Genomic DNA, 22,940 nt, shown 5'->3' on the forward strand with positions numbered 1-22,940 from the left:
TTTACCAATCGATACTAAATCTGATGCAAAGGCTATAGAAGGGAGTTATAAAATCTCCTCGTTACTCCCGCGAACATCCTCGAAATCGTGCTGTCATCCTTATTTAATAAACAATACCCAAAGCGACGCCTTGATAGCCCCTCGCCAATCGCCGAATCGGTAAATCCGCGTGAGCGGCATGATAATTCATCGGGCGAAAATCAAAAACCGGATAAGCCTCGACGAGAGCAACCACAAGATTACGGCGAACGCCTCACTCGAAGTCCTTCTTCCTCAATCTCGATACGTAACGATCGAGCTCGTAAAGGGCGTCAATGTAGAGCTGGGCGACATCTCGAACACCCCCAATGTCAAAGCAAAACCTTTGGAATGGGGGTCCGCCGTCCTCGTTCGAATCTTCCGAGTATGTTACCAGGACGACATCATCGTCCCGAAGGTACAACTCGACGTCATACAGTCGTTCTTCTGCGATCTTGGAAGCTGTACAAATAAGGACGGACTGCTTTGTTTACTAGTAACAAAGCAGTCCGTCCTCAAAAATGTCAGCATTAGCAAGCGGGGTGATAGATGATCCTAACGTATATGTCGCTACTCTTGTTGGCCCTTCTTCATTGAATCTGTAAGAGAATTTACGAGGAAATCTCGCATCTGTGGCGCTGACATCACATTGCCGACCATTGAATCAATTAACTGCGTGGTCATTTCATTCTGCGAATTGGAGTTAGCTAGTCAAAGGAATATTTATGCTCTGCTTCGAGCTTCTCCATCTCAAGCTTATGAGTTTCCTTTAAGTTGTCTAAATCAACTCCATGCTGTTTCATAAGCTTTTCAATTTCATGCTCATTTGATTCTTTGAGCGTTTGAATATCTGAGGCGGATTTATTGGGAGCAACTAAATATGAGCTGATACCGGAAATCATCGAGGCAAGTATTGAAACGATATACGGCGCAATTATTGATAGCTCCAGGATGCTATTCCTTACTGCCCCTGAGCCTTGTAGCGCGCCTCGGTGGCCTCCTTGGCCGGGCGCCACCAGGACTCGTTCTCGACGTACCAGTCGATCGTCTGCTTCAGCCCCCCGGCGAAGTCGGTGTGGGCCGGCCTCCAGCCGAGCTCGCGCTGGAGCTTCGTGCTGTCGATGGCGTAGCGGCGGTCGTGGCCGGGGCGGTCGGCGACCCAGTCGAAGTCCTCGGGGTCGCGCCCCATGGCCTCCAGGATCATGCGCAGGACCGTGATGTTGTCCCTCTCGCCGTCGGCGCCGATGAGGTAGGTCTCCCCCATGCGGCCCTTCGTGAGGATGTCCCAGACGGCCGAGGAGTGGTCCTCGGTGTGGATCCAGTCGCGGACGTTCTCGCCCTTCCCGTAGAGCTTGGGGCGCACGCCGTCGACGATGTTGGTGATCTGCCTGGGGATGAACTTCTCCACGTGCTGGTAGGGACCGTAGTTGTTGGAGCAGTTGGAGATCGTGGCGCGCAGGCCGTAGGTGCGTGTCCAGGCGCGGACCAGCATGTCGGAGCTCGCCTTAGTGGAGCTGTAGGGAGAGGACGGCTTGTAGGGCGTCTCCTCGGTGAATTTCGCCGGGTCGTCGAGCGCCAGGTCGCCGTAGACCTCGTCGGTGGACACGTGGTGGTAGCGGACGCCGAATTTGCGGACGGCCTCCAGCAGGCGGAAGGTGCCCTCGACGTTGGTGCGCAGGAACGGCTCGGGGTCTGCGATGGAGTTGTCGTTGTGGCTCTCGGCGGCGTAGTGCACGATGGCGTCGTGGCCCGGCATCAGCCTGTCCAGCAGCGCGGCGTCGCAGATGTCGCCCACGACGAGCTCCACGCGGTCTGCCGGCAGCCCGGCGATGTTCTCGGGGTTGCCGGCGTAGGTCAGCTTATCCAGGACGGTGACGTGGACCTCGGGGTGGTTGTCGACCACGTAGTGCACGAAGTTGCTGCCGATGAAGCCGCAGCCGCCCGTGACGATGATGTTCTTGGGTTCAAAAATCTCAGACATATTTACCCCCTCTTTGCCTCGTTTGCGACATTCAGAAGATACTTACCATACGCAGTCTTCTTCAGCGTTTCGCCCAGTTCGCGTAACTGCTCATAGCCGATGAAGCCGCGGCGATAAGCAATTTCTTCCAAGCACGCAATGTAATACCCCTGGCGGCTTTGCACGGCCTCTACGTATTCTGCGGCCTTCAAAAGACCCTCGGGCGTGCCCGTATCTAGCCACGCCATGCCTCGCCCCATCAGCTCAACCGATAGTTGGCCTTGATCTAGGTAGGCATTGTTGATGCTTGTGATCTCGAGCTCTCCGCGCGCGCTTGGTTTAACGTTTGCCGCGATGTCGGAAACCTGTCCATCATAGAAGTACAGCCCTGGTACTGCATAGTTCGACTTTGGAACCTCGGGCTTTTCCTCGATGCCAACCACACGATGGTTCTGGTCGAACTCCACCACACCGAAGGCTCTAGCGTCCTGCACGGGGTATCCAAACACAACGGCCCCACCATGGCATTCGACCTTCTCCTTTGCGCGTGTAAGCACACGAGTGAGGTCTTGACCATGGAACATGTTGTCGCCCAGAACCAGCGCACACGGTTCGCCGGCAAGAAAATCGCGCCCGATGGTAAAAGCTTCGGCTAGACCGCGAGGTTTAGCCTGTTCTGCGTACTCTAGGCGCATGCCTAACTCGGATCCGTCCCCGAGAAGTTCCTTGAACGCCGGCAGGTCACGTGGTGTCGAGATGACAAGCACCTCTCGGATTCCAGCGAGCATCAGAACGCTCAAAGGGTAGTACACAAGTGGTTTATCGTAAATTGGCAGAAGCTGTTTGCTAATGGCTTTAGTAATCGGATGCAGTCGAGTGCCAGACCCACCTGCAAGAATTATGCCTTTCAACGTTTTCCCTTCAGCGGCAGCCGAAATAAAATGCACATTGCTGCTCAAGTCACTTATGGCTGCTTGAACAAATAGTATATTGGTCGTATATCTCTTAGGAGTCTGATGCCGTTCTTGCTAATTTCCTCGATTGGATTCAGCGTTCGGTTCAGATTTGGCTTTGGTTATGGCTTTAGTTCTATCGCAATTCTTTAAACCTATTGAGAGCCATTTCAGCCTTGAAGTCTTCAAGGAAGTATAAGAAGTCATATTTCGGCTCGTAGCCTAATAGCTCACGACAGTTTTCGATATCCATTACATAAGAAGGACCGCTCGGCATTTCCGGACGGTAGACAATCTTTGATTCAACGCCGTCTGGATTGAATACCTTCGCGATACCGCGAATCCAGTCCTCATTTGAAGTTCCAATACCTGTACCCACATTAAAGAAGCCACCGTCAACGTTCTCTACGGTCACGGCTTTACGTAAGAGCTGACAGAAGTCCTTGACGTTTACAACATCTTTGGCGCGAGCGGGGTCGCCCCAGATTTCAAGCGTTTCTCCTGCCATAGCTCGATCCATCAGCAAACGATACCCAAGTGTCCTGCGCACGCCATCGACGTTGTATGTCTTGTCAGGGGTATAAGCGTAGACAGTGGGAAGCCTGAACACAAAGCCTTTTAATCCGTACTCAGCCTGATAATGCTTGATCAAATCAACGGCGAAGCATTTGGAAAGAGCATAGACGGTGTGATCGCCAGTCATAATAATATTGCGATCATCGTAAGGATGAATTACGGGGTTTTCCGGAGTAACGGAACCCAGCACATCGGATATGGTCTGAGCATAAAGAATGCGATCAGCACCTGACTTACGGCAATACTCGAGTACGTTAAGGGCTCCACGGCTGTTTACGTCAATATAATCGGAAGGGTTATAGCCGCTCATATATGCTGGCAGTAAACCGGCAAGAAGAATCACCGCATGGACGCCTTCTTGGGGGAGCTGCTCTAGAGTAGAAGCATCGGACATATCTACACTGGAATAACTAATGCCATAGCGATCGAAAAAATTCGTCTGTCTATGGCCGGCGGCAAACACCTCATATTCATCTGCAGGCAGGTGATTTACTAGATCTTCGGTAAGGTATGCGCCAGTGTTGCCGGTTGCGCCGATTACTACAATTCTCTTTTTCACGGCTAGTTCACCTTCGCCCTCATGAACTCACTCGGCTCGGCGCGAAATGCATCAAGCTCGGCTTGTGTGTCGAACCTAAGGAATACCGATCCAAATGCGTGATTAGCTGCAGTGAACGCCTCGACTTTGGCGCCCGGCTCAATCCACAGCTGCTCTTCGGCAAGATGAGAGACTGCGAAATCAGATGCATATTCCATACCAGCAAATACGCCGTCGTGATCAGAGTGGAGCATCTGTTGGTACCAGAAACCGTCGTAAACGGGCATCGAAAGATTGCCAACGGGTTCGCCGAGCGCGGCCTTCACCGCCGCCATGACAAGATCGGTCTTGCCGTCGGTGGCATATTTGAGCATCTCGCACAGTCGATTACCGCCGCCGCGCGGAGAGCTCTCCATAATGTAGGCCCTGCCATCGGTTGCCACGCGGGTCTCAATGTTAAAAACCCCGTCACGAAGGCCCAGCAGATCAGCCAATCGCTGCAATTCCGAGATAAGCTCTTTTTGTGCCCATGCTGGCAATGATGCCGGCATTGCATACGCAGCGGGCGTGTAGGGATTTGGAACGGAGGGATCGAACAACTGCGAGGTAAAGCTCACACACGAGAACTTTCCGCCGCTAACGAATCCATCGGCATCGGACGAATCTCCCTCCTTCTCCAAAAACTGCTCGACGATACAGCGCCCATCACGCGAAAACTCGAGAGCGTACTCAACCGCCGCCTTAAGATCTTCAGGGGCATCAACACGAGAGCAGCCCTTCGATCCAGCCGAATCAACCGGTTTGGCAATCACGGGATAAGCAATCGAATCAGCTTCTTTCATGGCCTCGTCGGCAGAGTGATAGATATGAAGCTCGGGACAATTAAAGCCATTATCACGAAGGAAGGCGCGGTAGCGCTCCTTATCTTGAAGAATGCTAACCGCCTCATAGCTTCCCTGGAACGGCAGCCCCAGTTTCTCGGCAGCATATGACGCGGACACCACACCCGGGTCTGCGGCAAACGACATAATTCCGTCCGCCTTGCATTGTTTAGCAGCGGCAAGCACAGCCTCGTTATCAATAATGCTCGCATTGATGTAGTCATCCGAAAAGGCATCTGCATAGTTATGCGGCAGATAATCGCAAGTAACGACCTTCGCGCCCAACTCGTGCGCTGCCTTAATAACTGGCAACGCATAGCGTGCACCACCAAGAAGGAGAAGCGTCTTACTCATCGGTTTTCCTTTCCTGCATTCAGAACCGTATTGCAGATGCGGTCAACATCTTCCAACGCCAAATCGGCATACATGGGAAGTGTGATTACCTCGGATGCTGCCTTCTTGGCTACAGGGGTCCGGTCGCTGGAATAAACGCTGCGGTAGCATGCGTAATCGTTGACCAGCGGATAGAAGTATTTGCGCGCGCCGACGCCAACCTTGTCCAGGGCATCGAAAACGTCATCGCGCGTGGCGCCGAAGACACTCGGATCGAACAGCACGGGAAGGTACGCATAGTTGTGGCGGATGTTCTTGGCGGGACGGAAAACGGTCACGCCGGCTGTGCCTTCAAGGTTATCCCAATAGCGTTCCGCGACAGCCTTGCGCTTAGCGATCTCGACGTCAAGGTGACGAAGATTGCAGACACCCATCGCCGCGCAGAACTCATTCATCTTCGCATTGCCTCCGACATACTCGACGTCCTCGGGACCTGTAATGCCGAAATTCTTCCATTGGTTGAGCAGCGGATACAGATCTTCGTCCTTGAAGCAGACGCAACCGCCTTCGATGGTGTTGAATACCTTGGTCGCATGGAAACTGAACATGGCCGCATCGCCGAATGCCGCCGCGCTATTGCTGCTTCCGTTCTCGTTCACGCGCTCGACGCCGAATGCGTGGGCTGCATCATAGATGACCTTCAGCCCGTAACGGTCAGCGATCTCCTGGATGGCATCAACATCGCAAAGATTGCCGTAAACATGCACAGGCACGATGGCGCAGGTGCGTGGGGTGATTAATCGTTTAATGCTCTCGGGATCCAACGTTAGATTTACGGGATTCACGTCGGCAAATACGGGAGTAAGTCCCTTTCGCACGATAGCGTGAGTGGTCGAGGCAAAGGTGAACGGTGTAGTGATGACCTCTCCACCGGTCGGAAGAGCCAAGGCCTCGAGGATGCACTCTAGAGCATTGTGACCATTCGTGAACAGAGCAAGGTTGTCGATCCCCAAGCGCTCCTTGAGGTCCGCCTCGAGCTTCTTATGCTCAACACCCATATTGGTAAGCCAATGGCTTTCCCATAGAGGTGCGACCTCTTCAAAGTATTCCTCCATAGGAGGCATGGAAGATCGTGTGACAAGAATGCGGTTACCCATATCAGGTACCTTCCCTTCGCTATGCTGCTTTCAAAGAACGATGACTAAAACGGATACTGTATTGACGCAACGTCTTTAACGACGTTTTGCACCCAAGAAATCCCTAACGGTATTGATGAGGTATTCAAAGGCTTCGAGCTTAAAAATGCCTGCGATACCAAAATAGGTAATTGCCATTACGGCAACTTCGACAAAAATTTGAAGTCCAGGCGAGGCGACAAATGACCCGCAAAACAGCGCAAGTCCTCCTGCTATTGCTGAAATCACAAATGCAGGAGCGATATCGCGTATTTGCTCAGAGTAGGAGTATCCGATAACCCGTTTGTTGGGATAAGCGTTAACAAATGTCGAGATGATGCCGGTAATCATATACATGGCAACCATTAAGTAAACGTCCTTTAATATAAAGGCAGCAAACAAAATGAAGCAGATTCCATAGGCCTTTTTGATAAGTTCAAGCTTCAGGAACAGATCAGAACGACCCATGCCGTTAAGTGCCTGTAGGTTAGTGGTGTGTATTGGTAATAGGGCGTATATAAAGCAATACATCTGCAGAAACGGCACACAAAGCAGCCATTTCTCTCCTAGTAATAAGACAACAATCGGTTTAGCCGCTACTGCAAATAGCGTCATAGCTGGAACAATAATAAAGGTTGATGTTTTTAGGGCCCTTCGCACTAATCGCTTCACCTGATCGGAATCAGCCTGAACACGCGAAATTGCTGATAGCATGACAGGCTGAATTGCCCCATCCAACATGCCCCCTAGAGCCTGGGGGTACTTTTTTCCCTGAGAAACTAAGCCGAGGTCTGAGGCGCTGAATTGCTTACCTATAATTAAATCTGAAAGAGATTGATAGCCTTGATCTAATAAACCAGAAACGAGGAGTTTCCAGCCAAAACTAAAATGCTTGCGAGCTTTCGACCTATTAAATATGGGCTTCGGAAACCATTTAACCTGGAGGCCCAAAAAAAGACAGTTGCTAAATTGATAAATTAACTGCTGAAGAACTAAAGCCCAAAGGCCGGCCCCTGCAGTGGCTGCAACAATACCAGCTATTCCAGAGACGATGACAGCTGCAATTGTTGCATTAAACACCTTACGTAGTTTAAGGTCCCGCTGTACTATTGCCACCTGAACAGAATTGAAGGCTGTTACCAATAGCAAAAAACCCATAACACGTAAGGGCCAGATTAGATAATCCAAGGAGTAAAAGGACGCAATTGCTGGTGCTGAAATATAGACTAACAAGCACAGAACAATCGAGGTACCAAAACTCAACCAGAACACTGTCGACAAATCGGAATCTTCAACTGTTTGAGCTTGAACTATTGATGTATTTAAGCCAGATTGAACAATTGCATTGCCTATGTTAACGAAGACATGAATAATTGCTAGGGCACCGAACTCTTCAGGGGCAAGCAGACGCGCCATAACAATCTGTACGGCGAGTTGAACAACTGCATTTCCTCCCCTTTCAAATAGTTTCCATATTAAAGAAGAAAGTGTCTCTTGTTTAAGTGATGGCTCCTGTCTACTTGTCATATTCGCTCCATGGGTTGATTAGTTTTTGAGATTTTCCAGTCAGCTTTCTCTGTAAATACTTCGCTAGATAACCAGTGATTAAGAATGCCCATTTCACCCAAGGTTTTGACTGAAATTTGTCGTGAAGAATAAGCTCATCCATGTTTAGGGCAGCGTCTTGAGGGTTCACAAAGTCAAATTCTGGTTCTTCTTTTAGTTTTCGATTCTGTAGTTCTGCTGAATTAGAGAACGCTTTTGTAAAGCTATGGCCGTTGCCCACGACCCCTAAGTCACGTTGCAAGTTTTCGATAGGGCAAATGGCGACCTTGTCAAATACAATCATGGCAACATCCCATGTCATATCAATAGAGTAAAGTCGTCCATTGTGCCAGGGCGTTTTGACTCTAGTGTTATATGTGTCCTTGAGATATTGGTAGCAGAGGGACTTGGAGCGTTTGAATAGCTTTAATAAAGCTAACGGATGATCGCCTATCGATAGGATTGATTGATCTAGAACAAAGTTGTAATATGGTAGGATACATTCACTCCAGGATGCCATGCCATGCCATAACATTTGTCGTTTCTCGGTATTGCAATCATCAATGTTTATGCTTCTAAGTAATGGAGTGTATCCATCTCCACACCAAACGTAATCAGAAGGATTAATTACAACAACATCGTTATCGGTAGCGTAAATTTGAAGCGCCTTATTGCAAAAATCTAAGAAACAAGGAGCAGGCTCGTTATCATCTTCCAAAATGATAATCGAATCATGTTTTGAGAGGATTAGACGTACGAGCCAAAGATAGTTTTCAAACGGGCCTAAATTAGCCTTATGAAAATATAGATTTAGCGATTTAAACGGATGGTCGTCATGAATTGTGTTCAGATAATTACAGACTTCCACATAACCAGACTTATATTTTGTATTCGGAGGATAATCGACTGAAATATAGACGTCAGTGTACTCGGCACAATGGCATCTACCGAGAGAATCAATCGTTGTTTTTAGGCACTCGATTCTACTCAACGTTGTAATTGCAACTGGTGCAAAGCTGCCTTCGCTAGATGAATACGATATTTCTTGTGACATGGTAAGCTATTCCCATCACGAACAAGGTTTCAAGGTTTTATAAAGTAGATTGTTTATTCAGGACGCAGCCCTGCTTCACATATCAAAATGCCCATTAAAGCTAAGTAATGGAACAAGCAGAAATAAGGATGGATTGACAGCAGCAGCCGGGTAAAAACTTTCACTCAGAGCTGCAATCATGTAAATAACCACAAATGCAAGAGATGCCCAATCGCGTGTTTCTTTAAGCCGTTTAACAATTAACTGCATTGATCCGAATAGCAAAATGAAGGCAATTAATCCGTAGGCAACGAAGACGAAGACGTAGCTATTGTCAAAATTACCCTCTGAGGTCAGCATGCCATGACCGAATGGGCTCGCCGTGTAGTTACTGAGAAAGAAGTTGTTGTAATAAATACGACCCTGAAAAATCCTATCGAGAACGCCGACAAAACCGTTTCTCCCATAGAGCAACGCAGTGCCGAACGAAAATGCGATAAGAAGCGGGAGCACGGCCGTTGAGAACCTGACGAACAGTTCCCTTATCTTCCCTGAATGCTGAAGTACATAGAACAGGAGCAGACCACCCATGCCGAGGAACAGGCCGATGTAACTGCCCGTGATGTATTCACACAAGATGTTCAAAACGGCAAACACGAGGTAGACGATAATTCCGCAATTTCCCCTTTTCATATAGAGCGTCAAGAAGACGACCGTGAGAAAAGACAAGTGCATGACGTTGGTAGAGGAGCCGTTTACAAGGACTCGCTGAATGTATGTGTCTGTCGCCATTTTATAATACTGGTAAAATTCAACTTCATAAATACCCGTAGCGGCAAACAGCACTACGAAAAGAAGTCCTACGATTTTCGCGGTCAGAAATGTAAGTAGCACCCTCTTGATATCAATGTCCTTGGCGCCAACCAACAGCATGACCGTAAGTAGCAGGGTGAACCGTTTGCTAACAATCAACTCGATGACGCCGAGGGCTGCAAGACCCATTGCAATCAAGAAGAAGCGCGGATCAAAGTCCAAAGCAAGAAACCTAATAACCGCGAATGCGGCACCGAGCCCGACGCAGGCGACATAAATATCGTCACCAGCGCTCAGGCCAAGCGTGCTCATAAACACGACCGAGAAAAGATACGCGCAGTACAGAAGGTCCACGACTCTCATGGAGGAAACGTTCCCCGCATTCATGTCGGTGTATTGCTTTATGGCAGCCTTGCGCTTAATCAAGATACTTTCCTTCCAAAACGTCTCCTTTCGACCAGCACAGACAAGGGGAATACAAGGAGGGCCAATACCCTATTAGAATCGATTCCGGAGAAGACGGGCTCAGCGACCGCCATGTTCAGGGACTCGATTCCGACGAGGGCCGAAATTCTTTCCCTCAGCGCTCGGACGCTCGAGTACCGCCTGGCAGATTCATGTCGCTTGACAAGTGCCATGCGCGTACCCACCGGGCTGCCCAGCCAATTCTTCCAGATGTTTTTGGTGAGACCTTCCTCGAGGTATTCACATCTGTAGAAGGGTTCGTTGTGCACGCAAAACAGCTCGGGAGCAACGAAGTCGTAGTAAGCCGAGCCTTCAGGAATGAAACGCTCGCCCTGAACAACGGGAAATGGATGCCGCCTTAAAACATCAGTGTTAAAGACAATCGCCGTCTCGATGACGAGACCGTATTTCATGCGCATATCGGCAAGCTCAATCTTGTCAGCACCATCGGGAAACCATGTATCCAAAGCCGTTTGCGCAGCAAACAGCTTTGGATACAGAAGACCTTCTTCCGTATCCAAAGCTGTTATGTCGTGCAAGATAGTCTCCACAGCGTTGGGCTCAAGCCAGTCGTCCGAGTCAACGCAAATAAAATACTCTCCAGATGCCTCAGCAGCACCAAGATTATGTGCAACGTGTTTTCCAGAGTTCGGCTGTTTGATATATCGAATAGGAAAGGGCGCCGTGTCTAACCAAGAGATAACCATGTTCTCAGTATCGTCAGTCGATCCATCATCCACAATGAGCCATTCGAATCGAAAGTCGGTCTGAGATATTAGTGATGAATACAGGCGCTCAAGCTCATTAATACGATTATAGGTCGGTGTAAATATCGTTAATAATGCGTTGCCCATTAACGAACACCCTTAATTATGTTCTTAAACGCCTTGAAAAGAATAACCCCTCTAGGGCCAACCGCTCTCATAACTTTATGCTTAAAATGCGTCGCCGGTCCAGCCCATGATCCGTCGAAATGATGAATGGCATACGTATTTTCAGTTACGTTAATCTCATGCGTAAGGAAATCCTTTGGGCAAAAATATTCACTTGGATAAATAGTTATCCCAGCAACTTCTTGGATGCCAGGTTTATCTTCAAGTCCAAGACCTTTAAGAATATCAGTTGTACGAACAACGACAGTGGTCTGGTCGTAGACACCACCAGTCTTTATAAAGTGATCAGACTCATAGGAATCGAGGATAGTCTTGTAGAGGCCAAGCCCCGGATTGGCCGCAAGGCCAAGCCCCGGAGCGACAGCGCCGGCAGCACCAGAGCTGAAATCCTGTTCAAAACCCATAAAAGGGCCCCTTTGAATAATTTCATCGAGAGGCTTCAAAAGCTCGACATCAGTATCTAAGTAGACCCCTCCATGCTCATACAAAATCTTGAATCGCGCATAGTCGCTTGCAAATGCCCATTTCTTTACGCTTATAGCTTCGCGAACATAATCACAGCAATCAGTATCAAAGTTTGACTCGTCCCAACGAACGATCTCGTAGCCTGGCATATATTTTTCCCATGAAGCAATGCAGCGTTCAGCTAGAGGGGGAAGCGGATTACCGCCAAACCAAATGTAATGAATCTTCTTGGGTATCATGGGGTTAAAGCTCCTCAATCAAACCACAGAGCTCCTTACAGAACTCTAAGTTATGGCTCTTAAAATAGGTTCCGCATGAAAGTTCACGGGCTCGTTCTATTGCTTGAGGCAGCTCTTTAACGTCATAAATAGGCACGATACCGCCCTGGCGCTTCGCCACAATGCGAACGAAATCCGCTTGATGATCATTCACGTGTTCGCCAAGGTCCCCTCGACGCGGAACAACAACAGGGACCTTCCCGGCCGCCATCGCCTCAATGAAGCTCGAAGGGCCACCATGCGTAATCACCACATCCGCAACTTCCATATAATTCTTCATCTGATGGAACGGCACAAAACGCGAGTGATCACAATGGATAGGCTCATATGTTGAATAGCCTGTCTGAATGAAAACCGGTTCCGTAAGTATCCCGTCCGCCCTGAGTTCGTCGACAGCCTTGACCAAGCGATTGAACTGCTGCTCGTGGGTGCCCACGGTAACGAAAATCATTCGACCACTTCTTAGAAAATCGAGCCGAGGTTCACGGCGTGCTTGTATACTTCCAGTTGCTCCGGCCACTGGACAACGAACAGGTCAGCGATCCCGTTGAGCATCCGACCTGTCATGGTCGGCTTATCCACGCGGTCGAACACCTCTACGTAAACGCATTTGGCACCCAGCAGCTTGCCCAGTACGAAGAAAGGAACTGCCACGGCAGCTCCAGACGAGATAATTAGGTTAGGACGCTCCTTGCGGAGCACCTTCCAGGCGAGAACCGTGTTCTTCAGCAGGTTCGGGATGTTGCGGTTCGTCGGATAGTGGCAATGGTAGACGCGCTCCCCTTCCAGAAGAGAATTCGCGTCCTCCTTGTCGAAGGTCACCCAGAACCTATCGGCAGCTTGTGACCAAAATGGCCTCAAGAGCCACATATGAGTCAGATGTCCTCCACTTGAACTCGGGATACACACTTTGGCTTTTGAAAGATCCATCTAGCACGCACCCTTTCCCGTGATCACTTCGATGATGGTGAGGGCGATAATTCTCAAATCGGTGAGGAGCCCGCGTCGCGCAATGTATTCCAGGTCGCGACGAACCATCCCGTCGAATCCGGTCGAGTTGCGCTCCGTAACCTGCCACCAGCCGGTAATTCCCGGCTTCACGGCCAGGCGCTGCAGGTCGTACTCGGTATACTCCGCAACCTCGTTGGGCAGCGGCGGGCGCGGGCCGACGACGGACATCTGACCCATGAACACGTTCAGGAACTGCGGGAACTCGTCGATGGAGTGCTTGCGGATGAACTTCCCGATCTTGGTGACGCGCGGGTCATTCTTCATCTTGAACATGGCGCCGGCGATCTCGTTCTGCTCCCTGAGCTCGGCGAGGCGCTCGTCGGCGTCCCTGTACATGGAGCGGAACTTCCACATGCGGAAGGTGGACAGGCTGCCGTCGGGGCGGGTCTGGCCCACGCGGATCTGGCTGTAGAACGGGTTGCCCTCGCTCTCCAGGCGGATGGCGGCGGCCAACACCAGACCGGGGATCGCGATGAGGACGAGTACAACACCGCTGAAAACGATATCAAACGTGCGCTTTATGGCCCGGTAGGCCAGGCGCGAGTTGTCCCAGTCCATGATGGATTGCATGGCCCTGTAGCTGGCGGCGCCCTCACGCCGGTCCATGGCCTGAGCAATGAGCGCTGCCCCCGCAGGCGCATCCGTTGCAAATTGAGTTTTATCCGACACGTTTTCTTCCATGACTTCGTCCCCGGGTCGGGGATCCTCCCTGTTCTGTGTAGCGGTCGCCAACAGCTAGGCGATCGCCTTTTTAAGGTTTCGCATTACGCGCTGCTCGGCCGAAAGCACAGCAAGGCCAACGCGCGTAGTTACGCGTCGGCCGCATAGGTCGAGCTCCAGATAAGCAGTGCTCTTGCGTCTGTTAATGGTTTTGATAAGGCCTTCGTGGCCCAACAGCGGACCGCCCGTCACAATGACCTGGTCTCCGTCTTTTAGGGCCTCGCTCATGGGCACTACGCGGTCTCCCCTATGCGTAAAGCCTCCAATAAGCTGGATCTCTTCTTTTGCCAGCGGCACAAACTGACCGTCCTGGGCAAGCACCCGGGCAAAGTCGTCCATGCGCAGCAGATACTGTTGCACGGTGCGGGGATCTGCCGTATCGCAGATAAGATATCCGGGAAAAAGCGGCTTGGTCGTATTGACCCATTCGCCGTGTACCTTGATCTCGGTTTGAAATTGGGGATAAAAGAGCTCCTGCATGGCGCCCGCTGGCACCACACGCTCGATGCGCTCGCGCATTACGTCTTCGCGACCGTTAATGACCTGAATCACATACCACACGAGCACCACCCCCTTGCTGTCTTACGTGTGGCTCACGGGGTTTGGATATGGCTTCGCCAGGGCGCTTATGCGCGAAGGCGCTCCATATTCAAACCCTGAGCCCAGTCAGACAAGCACGTGGCTCTGCCCCACCGTGAACGGTATGTATAAGCGCAGTTGCTAGAGATGCGGCCGTGTATCGCAAAAAGACCGCGTCTCCAGCTGGCTGCGTGCGAACCAGTCAAGCGGGAACAAAACTGGACCGCACGCAAACAGCTGTAAAACTGCTTCTTATTGTCATGCAAGCTATTAATTGCATCATGGAATTACCCAATACAAATAAATAACGTTGCATGACTTCTTTATTGGAGCTCGTGGTGTTTCTGGCACCGCCGTTACGGCCGGATGCTGATCGACCCTGCGCTTTATGGCTTGCTGGTGCCGTGAGCACAGTTGAACTCATGTAACGTTAGGTATTCTAGCACAAGCTGGTAGCGAAACTGATTTGGCTTATGGTGGACAACATATCGTTCATTTAGCGTGCTTAAGGAGGTTGTTTTGGGATGTTGTTCACGTTGATGCAGGTTAATGAAGTATTGGCGGTGATTGGGAGCGTTCCTGAAGCCCAGACGGAGCAGAGAGATGCACTGTTAATCGCGTTTGTCTAACAAACTATGTACAGACATGTGAAATAAATTGTGCAACTTTTTGTTGGCGTAGGAGGGGTTTGCGGCGCAAGGTATTTTGGCATGAAAAAAGGCCTTCGGAAAACCGAAGGCCCTTGCATTCACGATGGTGGAGACGAGGGGAATCGAACCCCTGACCTCTTGACTGCCAGTCAAGCGCTCTCCCAGCTGAGCTACGCCCCCGTGACGAGGAGATACTATAGGGGAAGACTTTCTTTGATGCAAGGACTTTTTTGGGTTGAATCTCTTACTTGCGGGTTTTCCTGGGACGGGGCAGAAATAATCACTCTTCGAGCGCTTATTTCAATCCACCGTCCCGATAAAACCCTAATGCGATAGGCCTTACTTGTAGAGGTAAGCGATGGCGGTGCCGGTATGGACTTGGATCGTGGCTGTTGACCTGACGACGTTGCTAATGCCCGTGTCGGCCAACAAGCCCAGGGGGCTGTGGTCTAGCTCCCACTCTAGGCCGTGTTCGCTTACCTTTGTGTTGGGGGCAATGGCGATGATGGAGAAGGTTTTGCCCTCGGCGTTTTCGATGGTCCAGATCTCGTTCTGGTGCAGGATTCTGGCCGTCACTTCGTTTTCTTCGATCCAGACGGGGGCGTCCGCATAGCCTGCCAGTAGCCCTAACACAGACAGAGCCATGTCGGGGCGCCCACCGGTGGCGCAGGTCGTAACCACTTCGGCGCACGGCCAGCGACGGCGGACGGACTCGAGCGCCAGCGCCAGATCGGTATAGTCCTTGTACGGGTCGTGGCGCTCAACTTCAAAGTCCTCAGCGGCATCAACAAGAGCACGACCGGCTTCGCTTACCGTGTCGGCATCCCCCACATATACGTCACAGCCCAGTCCCGCGCCCAGCAGCGCGTCGAGGCCGCGGTCCACGGCGACAACGTGGTCGCACTCCCCTGCAAGCCTACGCAACAGATCCGCACTCGCCACCACGGGCGAGCCGCAGACCACTAATACCTTGCAAGCCACAGCCCTCTCCTAACCCTCAAACGAAAGCACGCGGGCCAGATCCAGGTCTTCATAGCTGTCGATAAAGATATCGCAGTTGGCGCGTACCTCATCGCGCTTCATACGACCGTGCGGGTCATAGATGCCCACGCGCTTAAAGCCAGCGGTGCCAGAGCTCTTAAGGCCAAAGACAGCGTCCTCAAACACCCATGCACGCTCAAACTTGCACCCGTGGCGCTCTTCCAGGCGGCGCAGCGCCAGCTCGTACACATCGGGGAACTGTTTGGAGCGTCCCGCCTCGCCCGTCGTGGTAACAGACTCCATGTAAGCGTCGAGCCCGGCACCAGCGAGCGCGGACTGCACCAGCTCGGCCGGCGTGGACGTGGCAACGCACATGGCAATGCCCGCCGCCTTCGCCTGCTCCAAAAATGCCAGGAGCCCCTCGCGCGGCGGCACCTTGGAGTACCCATTAATCAGAATATTGCTCAGCTCGCGATACAATTCCTCGCCATTCGCACCAATGCCCCACGTGTCGTGGTAGGCCTGGCATTCGTCCTCCAGCGATAGGTGCTCAAATTGGGTAAAATCGTCGACCGTCACGTCAATCCCGTGACGGTGCAATAACTCTGGCTGAGCATAAGCCCAAACGGGGGTGCTATTAACCAGCGTGCCGTCGCAATCGAAAATAAAAGTAACCTTGGGAGCGGCGGTATGGGACATAAACGAACCTTTCGATATCAAATGGTAAACATCCTGCTAAAAACGTTTTACCAAACGTCAGCCAAACAATTTTGAAACCCAAATTGGTAAAACTGTCAAGAGTTTTACCACGGCAATTCTGCCAGTGGTATAAACATGTCGCTTACCGATTAAACGCCCCCGCAAATCCGCTTTCGTCCATAAAAACTAACGCACAGGTGTTATCGTAGTTTCTGCCGAAAGTTCCACCGAGCACGCGAGGTGGAACGAATCATAGAAACTTCGCCGTCCCTTCGATTCGTGCAGCCTTGGACCTTTCGCATCTAGTCACCAAGGCAACACGCTGCCGCGTCATGATGGGATCAAACGTGAGCGATACAAAGCTAAAGCCAACGGCTAAAAAGCCCGCTACCCGCAAACCGGCTCCGCACGCACCGGAGCTCTCCAAGGACGATGTCTACCTGTTTGGCATTGGAATGTGGGAGCGCAGCTGGGAAAAGATGGGCGCACATCCCGACACACAGCAGCGCACGCGCGGCTGGCGCTTTTGCGTTTGGGCGCCTGACGTAAAGAGTGTCCATGTCATAGGCGAATTTAACGACTGGGATGAGGAAGCCAACCCGCTGGTGCCCGTGCATACGAGCGCTATCTGGGAAGGCTTTATTCCTGGCGCCGAGCAGGGCCAGCTCTATAAATATCTCATCGAGACCAACGAGGGCGAGAAGCTCTACAAGGCCGATCCGTATGCCTTTAAGGCCGAGTGCCCCCCGGGCACCGCGAGCGTGCTGTGGACCCTCGATGGCTACAAGTGGAACGACGCCGCGTGGCTCAAGCGCCGCGCCGATCACAACCACATGTCGCAGCCGCTCAACATCTACGAGGTGCATATTGGCTCGTGGAAGCGCCATGGCGACGCGCCGCAGGGTGAGCCCGACGAGTACGGCAACTACCCCGGCCCCATGGATCCCTTCCCCGCGCAGCGCGGCGAGTTCTACACCTACGACGACCTGTCGGTGGAGCTCGTGGACTACGTGCGCGACATGGGCTACACGCATATCGAAGTCATGCCGCTTATGGAGCATCCCTTCGATGGCTCCTGGGGCTACCAGACGACAGGCTACTATGCCGCCACGTCGCGCTACGGCAACCCGCAGCAGCTTATGCACTTTATCGATGCGTGCCACGAGGCGGGCATCGGCGTGATCATGGACTGGGTGCCCGGCGGTTTTTGCGCCGACTCACACGGCCTTGCCACCTTTAACGGCCACATGCTGTTTGAGCACGAGATTCACCCCAACTGGGGCACGCACAAGTTTGACTTCGCCCGCGGCGAGGTCCGCTCCTTCTTGGTCTCCAACGTGCTGTACTGGCTCGAGAACTTCCACGTGGACGGCATTCGCATGGACGGCGTTTCCAGCATGCTGTATCTCAACTTTGGCATCGACGATCCGGGGCAAAAGAAGTTCAACAAGTACGGTACCGAGGAGGACCTGGACGCCAGCGCGTTTATCCGCCAGGTCAACTGCGCCGTGGAGGCTCACTTCCCCGACGTGATGATGATGGCCGAGGAGTCCACCGCGTGGCCGCTTGTGACCTATCCGCCGCAGGACGGCGGCCTGGGTTTCCACTACAAGTGGGACATGGGCTGGATGAACGACACCCTGCACTACATGCAGACCGATTTTCCGTGGCGCCCCGGCAACCACGGGCTGCTCACGTTCTCCATCATGTACGCCTTTACCGAGAACTTTATCTGTCCGCTGAGCCACGACGAGGTCGTGCACGGCAAGTGCTCGCTGATCGGCCGCATGCCGGGCGACTGGTGGCGCCAGTTTGCCGGCCTGCGCACGCTCGCCTTCTACCAGATGACGCATCCCGGTGCCAAGCTCAACTTTATGGGCAACGAGATCGGCCAGTTTATTGAGTGGCGCTACTACGAATCCATCCAGTGGTTCTTGACCGAGGAGTACGAGACCCACAAGCATCATCAGGCGTTTATCAAGGCGCTCAACCACCTGTACACCGCCGAGCCCGCCCTGTACGAGCGCGGCTACACCGACGACGGCTTTACATGGATCGATGCGGATAACTCCAAGCAGTCGATCGTGAGCTTTGTGCGTCAGGGCGAGGACATCGATGACGACCTGGTAATCCTGATTAACTTTGACCCTGCGAGCTACGAGAGCTTCCGTGTGGGTGTGCCGCGCGAGGGTGACTGGGAGGTCATCTTTGATTCCGACCGTCCCGAGTTTGGCGGCAGCGGCTATGCCGGCGAAGAGCCTTACACCTGCTCGAGCGAGCCCTATCCCTGGAACGGGCAGATGGACTCCATCGAGATTAAGGTGCCTGGCCTGGCAGGCGTGGTGCTTAAGCGCCGCGGTCCCAGCAGCTATAAGCCGCCCGTGGTCGAGGAGCCCAAGAAGGCGACGCGGAAGCGTGCGTCCTCGGTGAAGCCCAAGGCCGCGGCTGCTAAGAAGGCTCCGGCTAAGGCAAAGGCTGCCAAGCCCGCTGCCAAGGCTTCGGCCAAGTCCAGCACGGCCAAAAAGGCAGCCACCAAAAAGGCTGCTCCCAAGGCCAAGGCAGCTGCTGTTAAGGCTCCCGCCAAGAAAGCGTAACAAAGGTGTTACCACTGTAATTACCCGCCCCGCGGGGGCGTAGGATACAAGTCATAACCGTTCCGGGAGAAACATCCCCGGGGGAAAGGAACGTATGAATAAGATCTTCGACAACAAGCAGGAGTTTACCGAGCTCTATCGTGATGCCGTCATGAGCATTAGCGGCAAGAGCGTCGAGGCCGCCAGCGACCTCGACCGCTTTAACGCCCTGGCCAAGCTCGTGGCCGAGAAGGCACGCACCGTTGCCACCAAGAGCGACGCCCGTGCGGTCTCCGAGGGCAAGAAGCGCGTGTACTACTTCTCGATCGAGTTTTTGATCGGTCGCCTGCTCGACAACTACCTGCTCAACTTTGGCGTGCGCGACATGGTCGCCGAGGCGCTTGACGACATGGGCTTCGACCTGTCCGTCATCGAGAACCAGGAGCCCGATCCGGCTCTGGGCAACGGTGGCCTGGGCCGTCTGGCCGCATGCTTCCTGGATTCCATGGCAGCCGAGGGCATTGCCGGCTACGGCAACGGCATGCGCTACCGCTACGGCCTGTTTAAGCAGGAGATTGTCAACGGCAGCCAGGTCGAGGCCACCGACGAGTGGCTCACCCACGGCTATCCTTGGGAGGTCCGTCGTCAGGACAAGGCCGTGACCATTAAGTTTGGTGGCCGCGTCGAGGGCTTTGAGGAGAACGGCCGCACGTTCTACCGCACGGTGGACACGCAGGATATCCTGGCCGTCCCTTATGACATCCCCGTCGTGGGCTATGCCGGCGAGACCGTCAACAAGCTGCGTGTATGGGCCGCCGAGCCGGTCGAGGAGCACTTCGATCTGGAGGCCTTCAACCGCGGCGACTACGCCCTGGCAGACGCCGAGCGCGCCGAGGCCGAGGCCATCAGCGCCATCCTCTACCCCAATGACGCCGGCGAGCACGGCCGTCTTCTGCGCCTGAAGCAGGAGTACCTCTTTGTATCGGCAGGTATCTACAGCCTGCTCGACACCTTTGAGAAGGAGCACGGCTCTAACTGGGAGCTGCTGCCGCAGTTTGTGGCCATCCACACCAACGACACGCACCCCGCCATGTGCGGACCTGAGCTCATGCGCTTCCTGATCGACGAGAAGAAGCTCGAGTGGGACGACGCCTGGAACATCGTGACGCAGGTCGTGAGCTACACCAACCACACGATCCTGCCCGAGGCTCTGGAGAAGTGGCCCATCGGCACGTTCTCCAAGCTCCTCCCCCGCGTGTACCAGATCATCGACGAGATCAGCCGTCGTTGGCACGAGTCGTTCGACACCACGCAGGAGGGCTGGCAGGAGCGTCTGCGTCAGACCGCCATCCTGTGGGACGGCGAGATTCGCATGGCCAACCTGTCCGTGATCTGCAGCCACAGCGTCAACGGCGTGGCCAAGATCCACTCTGACATCATCAAGAACATCGTGCTCAAGGACTTCTATGCCCTGACGCCCGAGAAGTTCAACAACAAGACCAACGGCATCTCGCACCGTCGCTTCTTTGCCGAGGCCAACCCCACCTACGCCAAGCTCGTGACCGAGGCCATTGGCGATGGCTGGCTGAAGGACGCCTTTGAGCTGGAGAAACTCAAGGAGTTTAAGGACGACACCGAGTTCCTGAAGGCCGTGGGCGCCTCCAAGCGCGCCAACAAGGAGCGTCTGGCCGCCTACGTTAAGGCCGAGACCGGTCTGGTCATTGACCCCAATACCGTCTTCGATGTTCAGGTGAAGCGCTTCCATGCCTATAAGCGCCAGCTCATGAACATCATGAAGGTGATGGACATCTACAACCGTCGCATCGCGGATCCCAACTTCCACGTGACGCCGACGACCTTCATCTTTAGCGGCAAGGCGGCCTCGAGCTACACCTTTGCCAAAGAGACCATCCGCCTGATCAACTCGGTTGCCGAAGTCATCAACAACGACCCGCGCGTCAACGAGGTCATGAAGGTCTGCTTTATCCCCAACTTCCGCGTGAGCAACGCCCAGCTCATCTACCCCGCCGCCGAGATCTCGGAGCAGATCTCCACGGCCGGCAAGGAGGCCTCGGGCACGTCCAACATGAAGCTCATGATGAACGGTGCCATTACGCTGGGCACCCTCGACGGCGCCAACATCGAGATCGCCGATCTGGCCGGCCGCGAGAACGAGGTCATCTTTGGCCTGACCGCTCCCGAGGTCGAGCAGCTCTGGGCGTCAAACAACTACTTTGCGTGGGATACGCTCAACAACGATCGCGACCGTCTGGGCCGCGTGATGGACGAGCTCAAGGACAACACGTTTGCCGGTCTCTCGGGCAACTTTGAGAGCATCTACAACGAGCTCATGAACAACAACGACCCCGACCTGGTCATGGCAGACTTCCGCAGCTATGTGGATGCGTGGGAGAAGCTCACCGGCAGCTATGGCGACCAGGAGACCTGGAACCGCAAGGCGCTGCTCAACACCGCCTCGAGCGGCTGGTTCTCGAGCGACCGCACCATTCGCGAGTACCGCGACGAGATCTGGCACGCGTAAAGGCCGCGAGTTCCCTTCTTTGCCGCACGGCGTTACTCGACGGGCGTGACGTTGCGCCGCGCCCGTCGCTAATGGGTTTAAGAACATCGATGACAGAAGGAGAAATCGATGAGTAAGAAAGAATGCATCGCGATGCTCCTCGCAGGAGGACAGGGCAGCCGATTGGGGGCACTCACCCAAAAGATCGCCAAGCCGGCGGTTAGCTTTGGTGGCAAGTTCCGCATTATCGACTTCTCGCTCTCCAACTGCTCCAACTCGGGCATCGACACGGTGGGCGTTCTGACGCAGTATCGCCCCTACCTGCTGCATGCCTACGTGGGCTCCGGCGAGGCGTGGGATCTGGACAGCCGCGACGGCGGCGTATCGATCCTGCCGCCGTACGAGACGCAGACCGGCGGCGCCTGGTATGCGGGCACGGCCGACGCCATTACGCAGAACCTCGACTACATCAAGGCCAACGACCCCAAGTACGTCCTGATTCTTTCGGGCGATCACCTGTATCGCATGGACTACCGCAAGATGCTCAAGACGCACATTGAGAACAACGCCGACCTCACGGTAAGCGTTATGCCCGTGCCGTGGGAGGAGGCCAGCCGCTTCGGCATCCTGACCACCGACCCCGAGGACGGCCGCATCACCAAGTTCACCGAGAAGCCCGATAAGCCCGATTCGAACCTCGCGTCCATGGGCATCTACATCTTCTCGGCCGACGTGCTGATCGAGGCGCTCGAGGAGGACGCTCTGGACCAGCGCTCGAGCCACGACTTTGGCAAGGACATCATCCCCAAGCTGCTCGGCGAGAACAAGCGCCTGTACAGCTACGAGTTCCACGGCTTTTGGAAGGATGTTGGCACCATCGCCAGTTTCCACGAGACCTCGATGGACCTGCTGGGCAACAACCCCGAGTTCGATCTGTTCGACAAGCACTTCCCCATCATGTCCAACATCACCACGCGACCGCCGCACTACATTGGCCCGGACGGCCGCCTGGACGACTGCCTGGTCTCCAACGGCTGCAAGATCTACGGCACCGCTCGCCACTCGATCCTTTCGACCGATGTCATTATCGAGGAGCGCGCCGTGGTCGAGGACTCCGTGCTGCTGCCGGGTGCGCACGTTAAGAGCGGAGCGCACATCTGCCGCGCTATTTTGGGCGAGAACTCCACGGTCGAAGAGGGCGTGAAGCTCGGCTCTGTCGATACCACCAAGGATACGGCCGTCGTTGGAAATGACGTCGTTATCGGGAAGGGGGAATGATC

The 22,940-nt window shown here is 53.6% G+C and carries 20 protein-coding genes and 1 tRNA gene; 3 read left to right on the forward strand and 18 right to left on the reverse strand.

All coding sequences use genetic code 11. The features are described 5' to 3' along the window. Window positions 1–725 precede the first annotated feature (725 nt). The 18 genes from AAAX72_RS03595 to AAAX72_RS03680 form a co-directional block, all read right to left on the reverse strand. Complete coding sequence (locus AAAX72_RS03595; RefSeq protein ID WP_349129242.1) at window positions 726–1,034, reverse strand: hypothetical protein; 309 nt, start codon at window positions 1,032–1,034, stop codon at window positions 726–728. Next, complete coding sequence (gene rfbB, locus AAAX72_RS03600; RefSeq protein WP_349129069.1) at window positions 980–1,999, reverse strand: dTDP-glucose 4,6-dehydratase; 1,020 nt, start codon at window positions 1,997–1,999, stop codon at window positions 980–982. The genes AAAX72_RS03595 and rfbB overlap by 55 nt, the downstream gene beginning before the upstream one ends. Window positions 2,000–2,001: 2 nt before the next feature. Continuing rightward, window positions 2,002–2,889 carry a glucose-1-phosphate thymidylyltransferase RfbA gene (gene rfbA, locus AAAX72_RS03605; RefSeq protein WP_349129237.1) on the reverse strand — a complete coding sequence of 296 codons (888 nt, stop codon included), beginning with the start codon at window positions 2,887–2,889 and terminating at the stop codon, window positions 2,002–2,004. A 178-nt stretch (window positions 2,890–3,067) separates the two neighbouring features. Beyond that, complete coding sequence (locus AAAX72_RS03610) at window positions 3,068–4,066, reverse strand: NAD(P)-dependent oxidoreductase (protein WP_349129071.1); 999 nt, start codon at window positions 4,064–4,066, stop codon at window positions 3,068–3,070. A gap of 2 nt (window positions 4,067–4,068) precedes the next feature. Then, window positions 4,069–5,280: an ATP-grasp domain-containing protein gene (locus AAAX72_RS03615; RefSeq protein WP_349129072.1), complete on the reverse strand. Its 1,212-nt coding sequence runs from the start codon at window positions 5,278–5,280 to the stop codon at window positions 4,069–4,071. Next, complete coding sequence (locus tag AAAX72_RS03620; protein WP_349129074.1) at window positions 5,277–6,416, reverse strand: DegT/DnrJ/EryC1/StrS family aminotransferase; 1,140 nt, start codon at window positions 6,414–6,416, stop codon at window positions 5,277–5,279. The genes AAAX72_RS03615 and AAAX72_RS03620 overlap by 4 nt, the downstream gene beginning before the upstream one ends. A gap of 75 nt (window positions 6,417–6,491) precedes the next feature. Next, the gene (locus AAAX72_RS03625; protein WP_349129075.1) at window positions 6,492–7,961 is read right to left on the reverse strand and encodes a lipopolysaccharide biosynthesis protein; all 1,470 of its coding nucleotides are present in this window, start codon (window positions 7,959–7,961) and stop codon (window positions 6,492–6,494) included. Beyond that, the gene (locus AAAX72_RS03630) at window positions 7,951–9,033 is read right to left on the reverse strand and encodes a hypothetical protein (protein ID WP_349129077.1); all 1,083 of its coding nucleotides are present in this window, start codon (window positions 9,031–9,033) and stop codon (window positions 7,951–7,953) included. The genes AAAX72_RS03625 and AAAX72_RS03630 overlap by 11 nt, the downstream gene beginning before the upstream one ends. A 75-nt stretch (window positions 9,034–9,108) precedes the next feature. Continuing rightward, window positions 9,109–10,251, reverse strand: coding sequence for a hypothetical protein (locus tag AAAX72_RS03635; protein ID WP_349129079.1), 1,143 nt, complete (start codon window positions 10,249–10,251; stop codon window positions 9,109–9,111). Continuing rightward, window positions 10,248–11,144, reverse strand: a complete 897-nt coding sequence (locus AAAX72_RS03640) for a glycosyltransferase family 2 protein (protein ID WP_349129081.1) — start codon at window positions 11,142–11,144, stop codon at window positions 10,248–10,250. The genes AAAX72_RS03635 and AAAX72_RS03640 overlap by 4 nt, the downstream gene beginning before the upstream one ends. Next, window positions 11,144–11,887, reverse strand: a complete 744-nt coding sequence (locus AAAX72_RS03645) for a glycosyltransferase (RefSeq protein WP_055310624.1) — start codon at window positions 11,885–11,887, stop codon at window positions 11,144–11,146. Before AAAX72_RS03645 ends, AAAX72_RS03640 begins: the two co-directional genes overlap by 1 nt. Window positions 11,888–11,891: 4 nt before the next feature. Further along, entirely contained in the window at window positions 11,892–12,377 is a 486-nt protein-coding gene (locus tag AAAX72_RS03650) for a glycosyltransferase (protein WP_349129082.1), read from the reverse strand. A gap of 11 nt (window positions 12,378–12,388) precedes the next feature. After that, the gene (pssD, locus tag AAAX72_RS03655; RefSeq protein ID WP_055310622.1) at window positions 12,389–12,856 is read right to left on the reverse strand and encodes a PssD/Cps14F family polysaccharide biosynthesis glycosyltransferase; all 468 of its coding nucleotides are present in this window, start codon (window positions 12,854–12,856) and stop codon (window positions 12,389–12,391) included. Further along, window positions 12,857–13,606, reverse strand: a complete 750-nt coding sequence (locus tag AAAX72_RS03660; RefSeq protein WP_349129083.1) for a sugar transferase — start codon at window positions 13,604–13,606, stop codon at window positions 12,857–12,859. It abuts the gene before it with no gap. A gap of 66 nt (window positions 13,607–13,672) precedes the next feature. Next, the gene (loaP, locus tag AAAX72_RS03665; RefSeq protein ID WP_349129084.1) at window positions 13,673–14,224 is read right to left on the reverse strand and encodes an antiterminator LoaP; all 552 of its coding nucleotides are present in this window, start codon (window positions 14,222–14,224) and stop codon (window positions 13,673–13,675) included. Between the two features lie 766 nt (window positions 14,225–14,990). Then, a tRNA-Ala gene (locus AAAX72_RS03670) sits at window positions 14,991–15,066 on the reverse strand. Window positions 15,067–15,225: 159 nt separating this feature from the next. After that, entirely contained in the window at window positions 15,226–15,867 is a 642-nt protein-coding gene (locus AAAX72_RS03675; RefSeq protein WP_349129086.1) for a thiamine diphosphokinase, read from the reverse strand. A 9-nt stretch (window positions 15,868–15,876) separates the two neighbouring features. Beyond that, window positions 15,877–16,566 carry an HAD family phosphatase gene (locus AAAX72_RS03680; protein WP_349129087.1) on the reverse strand — a complete coding sequence of 230 codons (690 nt, stop codon included), beginning with the start codon at window positions 16,564–16,566 and terminating at the stop codon, window positions 15,877–15,879. Between the two features lie 332 nt (window positions 16,567–16,898). On the opposite strand from AAAX72_RS03680, the gene glgB reads away from it, so the two are divergent. The 3 genes from glgB to AAAX72_RS03695 all read left to right on the forward strand — a co-directional run bounded on the left by glgB (window position 16,899) and on the right by AAAX72_RS03695 (window position 22,938). Further along, the gene (glgB, locus tag AAAX72_RS03685) at window positions 16,899–19,160 is read left to right on the forward strand and encodes a 1,4-alpha-glucan branching protein GlgB (protein ID WP_349129088.1); all 2,262 of its coding nucleotides are present in this window, start codon (window positions 16,899–16,901) and stop codon (window positions 19,158–19,160) included. Between the two features lie 94 nt (window positions 19,161–19,254). Next, on the forward strand, window positions 19,255–21,681 hold the full coding sequence (locus AAAX72_RS03690; protein ID WP_349129089.1) for a glycogen/starch/alpha-glucan phosphorylase: 2,427 nt from the start codon (window positions 19,255–19,257) through the stop codon (window positions 21,679–21,681). A gap of 108 nt (window positions 21,682–21,789) precedes the next feature. Beyond that, window positions 21,790–22,938, forward strand: a complete 1,149-nt coding sequence (locus AAAX72_RS03695) for a glucose-1-phosphate adenylyltransferase (protein WP_055310616.1) — start codon at window positions 21,790–21,792, stop codon at window positions 22,936–22,938. The last annotated feature ends 2 nt before the right edge of the window (window positions 22,939–22,940 follow it).

This window comes from Collinsella sp. CLA-ER-H8 (assembly GCF_040092335.1).
Taxonomy (GTDB): Bacteria; Actinomycetota; Coriobacteriia; order Coriobacteriales; family Coriobacteriaceae; genus Collinsella.